Genomic DNA, 3,690 nt, shown 5'->3' with positions numbered 1-3,690 from the left:
CTGGTATCAACATGATGTTCAAAAGTGGCCTGAATTTAAGAAGAGGTATTTTGCTGAAATAGAAATGAAAGTTGAAACAATAAACGAACTTGTCAGCTACATAAGCAAGGGCAATGTGGTGCTTCTATTTGGTTACAAAGAATTACAACACAATAAGGCGGTTGCATTAGAAGAATATATAAATATGATTAATACGAGACAGCATGACGCATTTCACAAGTCGTTCAACCTGTTAAACTTTTAATAGTATCGTCTGACTTTTTTCAGCAGGTCATTCCCGGGCGCCCTGCCCTCTTTATATACGTCACAACAACACAGGCAGACCCTGGTGCTCAGAGAGTCTCAACGGAGCTCTGTCCTTGCTTCATTGGGGATAAGGTTAGAGTAGAGAATGGGTGAAACTACCGGGTTAGGTAGCAACAGGTCTGCAAACACAAAACCATCCCGATGAACAGCCTCTCCCAAAGATATCTCTATTGGGTTTTGAAACATTGGACCATCGAATGCAAAGCTATGAAATTCGCCATTTTCACCGCATGGGTCTACTCCTGCGGGAATATCGTCCAAAAAGGATTCATTGTATTCTCTACCAGCAAATTCCCTTGTAAGACGTTTCGGATCAATGCATGTGATCATGGCTTTTAATCCGCTGGGTACCATTTTTCGGGACAGTTTTTTTGTTGGAATGCCCCAAATAGGAAATATTGGCGCTATTCCGGTTCCTTTTAGACGATCTTCTCTATACCTCCGCACATCTTCGAGGAAGAGATCACCAAACGCAAAGCAATCGATATTTTCCTTTTTCGCTTCATCAATGAATGAGGTCATGGCATTATCATACTCACCGTTACTGCACGGATACGGAATCTGAATTATGTGTAGCGGAAGGCCGGCACTTCTTGCCTGTTGTTGAAGAAGCTCGACTCTTACACCATGCATGGCTACACGATTGAACTCTTTATTAACCGTGCAGAATAAACCAACCACGTCAGCCTGCGGCTCCTGTTGCAATACGTGTAGTGCCCACGCACTATCTTTACCACTGCTCCAGGAAAGGAGTGTTTTTCTTCTCATATACGCTTTCCTTCACCTGACTATTAAGAAAGCTGTATTAGCTTCCACGTCATAGCAACCTATCTCATACTACATCCATCCCGGATTGTTTTGAGAAATCTTTCGCATTATCCATCACTTGCCGCGCCCTCGCTTTGAAGTACGCGCAACATGCGCCGTAGTTCAATAAACCCCCATTTGCGCTTATTTTGCCGGTTGGCTGGCATACCATGAAGCCAGACTTTCAATAATGGCGTTGCTGTAGGGAACGCTCATCATGTGCATGGTACTCATCCTGTGCATAGTAGAGCTTTCGCGCTTGTCGTCGCGATATGCTCTTAGTGCCATGACGAGATAGTCCTTGTCCTGTCCTCTCATCTTAGGCGCGATTATCGCTGGATTGTCTTCGGTGTCATGACAGCGATCGCATTTTTCAGCAAGCTCCTGGGTCGAGCTCGGCGCCTGGTCAGCGGCTTTGGACTTCTGAACAGAGTAGAAGGCTGTGATGTTTTCAATGTCTTTATCGCTGAGCGCCGCCACGTACCTCTGCATGCCCCAATTTTGGCGGGTCTTGCGGTACGCCTTGGTTGCGTTTATCAGGTACTGTGGATCCTGACCAGCCAGGCTTGGCGTCGCGGCATCAGTGCTCACGCCGTGCTCGCCATGACAACCGCCGCACATGGCGGTCAGGGGCTCGCCGGCAGCCGGATCACCACGCAAGGGTGAGGTGCGCTGAGCAGGGGTTTGAACTGCAAAGTATAGCGCCAGGCTTTCGATTTCCAGCTTGCCTGAATCGCGCAACCTGGACTTCATCATAGCCGCTTCGCGATCATCCCGGTGATACTCCTGGAATGAGGCAACGAGATAATGTGGCTGCTGGCCGGCTAAACTGGGAGTACCGGGTATCCTGCTGTTGCCGTCGTCGCCATGGCACCTGACACACGCCGCCGCCAGCGCCTTGCCCTGCTCATATGGGGACGAATGCTTCATATCCGTAGCCGCGGCACTTTGGACTGGCGACTGGCTGGCGTAGTACGCGGCGACATTGCGCATGTCGGCTTCACTCATATGCCCGGTCAAATCCCTGAGGGCGGCATGAGTACGCTTACCATCCTTGTACTCATTCAGCGATGCGAGCAGATAGCGTTCTCTTTGCGCCGCAAGATGAGGAATGGCCGGGGCAAGGCCGCGCCCATCCACGCCGTGGCAACCCTTGCAGTCCCGCTCGGCAATCGTTTTACCCGCGTCTACATCTGCTGCAGATAGCTTTTCAGTTGTGGTTTTGGGGGTTGATTGGTTTTTATCCGCGCAGCCTATCAGCGCGACCGACAGCACTATTCCAACAATCAGATTTTTCATAAGAAACCCCGTAGGATTAATCATCTGCGATTTTCGTTCCTTCACATTGCCCACGCCATTTTCACCCTCATATTTCGCCAGATCTCCGGTCGTGATATAGTTGGTTTTATTACAGCGTGTGTTCGCGCCTGAATTCGTCCAGCAGCACCGTACCCGTGAAGATCACGTTATCCGGATGTGGATATTTATTTGGATGCACACGAGGAATATGCTCTTACGAGGCTAATCTATCAGCACAAGATTTTTCTGTCAACAGGAATTTTCTTGTGGTTGCATGGGACACATCTATATTCTCATGTTAAAATTGGTTACTAAAGTAGCATTGTAACCTCAAACCGATTTGCCCTTCACTGTTTCATAACAATAGATTACGACAATAATTACTTGATCGTATCATTTGCTACAATAGTGTGTGCTATGCGGTTCCTCAAAAAGTCTGGCTGAAAGGGGTGCTGCATTTGCCTTACGCAGTGATGGCATAATCCAGGTAAAATTGTCTGGCGGCCGGCCGGGAGTGACAAACCGGGATTGAGTGTTTGACTTTGGGTGCCATGTGGATTATTTTAACTATGAATTACCACGTTGCGGGGCGGCTTAATACAAATAAGATGGTATGTAAAATGATTATGCGTATAATTGAGACCACTTACGGGACGTTTCATAAGTAAATAAAGTATAAAGGAGAAATAATGTCGCAGAATTGGGAGAGGCTTGTGCAGATAATGGACAGACTTCGGGGTGAGAACGGCTGTCCGTGGGATAAGAAGCAGACGCGTGAATCTCTTAAGCCTTATCTCATTGAAGAATCATATGAGGTACTGGAGGCAATTGAAGAGAACGATTCAAAGAAGTTGAAGGAAGAACTGGGGGATCTGCTTTATCAGATACTGTTCCATGCAAGAATAAGCAAGGAAGAAAGTGAATTCGATATTGAAGATGTGTTGAGTGCTTCGTGTGAAAAGATGGTGAGGAGGCATCCGCATGTCTTTGGGGACAAGAAGGCGGATAACGCAGAAGAGGTGTTGAAACAGTGGGAGGAGATAAAGAAGGGTGAAAAGGGGAATGACAGAAAGTCAATCCTTGAGGGAGTACCTGTACACCTTCCCGCACTGCTTCGTGCCCATCAGTTACAGGCAAGGGCTGCAAGGGTGGGGTTTGACTGGGAACATGTTGATCAGGTCTTTGCCAAGGTCCAGGAGGAGATGGGTGAGTTTGAAGAGGCCTTCAGAGTGGGGGACCGCGAAGGGATGGAGAGCGAGCTTGGGGATCTGTTATTTG

4 protein-coding genes are annotated in these 3,690 nt (G+C 48.0%); 2 read left to right on the top strand and 2 right to left on the bottom strand.

The genetic code is table 11. The annotated features are described in order from the left end of the window. Window positions 1-244, top strand: a 244-nt coding sequence (locus IT392_13360; protein MCC6545460.1) for a DUF488 family protein, incomplete at its 5' end; no start/stop codon positions are given. 98 nt (window positions 245-342) lie between these two features. On the opposite strand, the gene IT392_13355 is transcribed toward IT392_13360, so the two are convergent. Both IT392_13355 and IT392_13350 read right to left on the bottom strand, forming a co-directional pair. Then, window positions 343-1,074 (bottom strand): adenine nucleotide alpha hydrolase, encoded by a 732-nt coding sequence (locus tag IT392_13355; GenBank protein MCC6545459.1) that lies wholly within the window; start codon window positions 1,072-1,074, stop codon window positions 343-345. A gap of 183 nt (window positions 1,075-1,257) precedes the next feature. Then, window positions 1,258-2,466 carry a cytochrome c4 gene (locus IT392_13350; protein ID MCC6545458.1) on the bottom strand — a complete coding sequence of 403 codons (1,209 nt, stop codon included), beginning with the start codon at window positions 2,464-2,466 and terminating at the stop codon, window positions 1,258-1,260. 635 nt (window positions 2,467-3,101) lie between these two features. On the opposite strand from IT392_13350, the gene mazG reads away from it, so the two are divergent. Next, on the top strand, window positions 3,102-3,690 hold a 589-nt coding region (gene mazG, locus IT392_13345), incomplete at its 3' end, for a nucleoside triphosphate pyrophosphohydrolase (GenBank protein ID MCC6545457.1).

The sequence above is a fragment of the Nitrospirota bacterium genome (assembly GCA_020846775.1).
Lineage (GTDB): Bacteria > Nitrospirota > 9FT-COMBO-42-15 > HDB-SIOI813 > HDB-SIOI813 > RBG-16-43-11.
The sequence above is the reverse complement of the archived record's forward strand: the minus strand, read 5'-3'. Positions and strand labels throughout refer to the sequence as shown.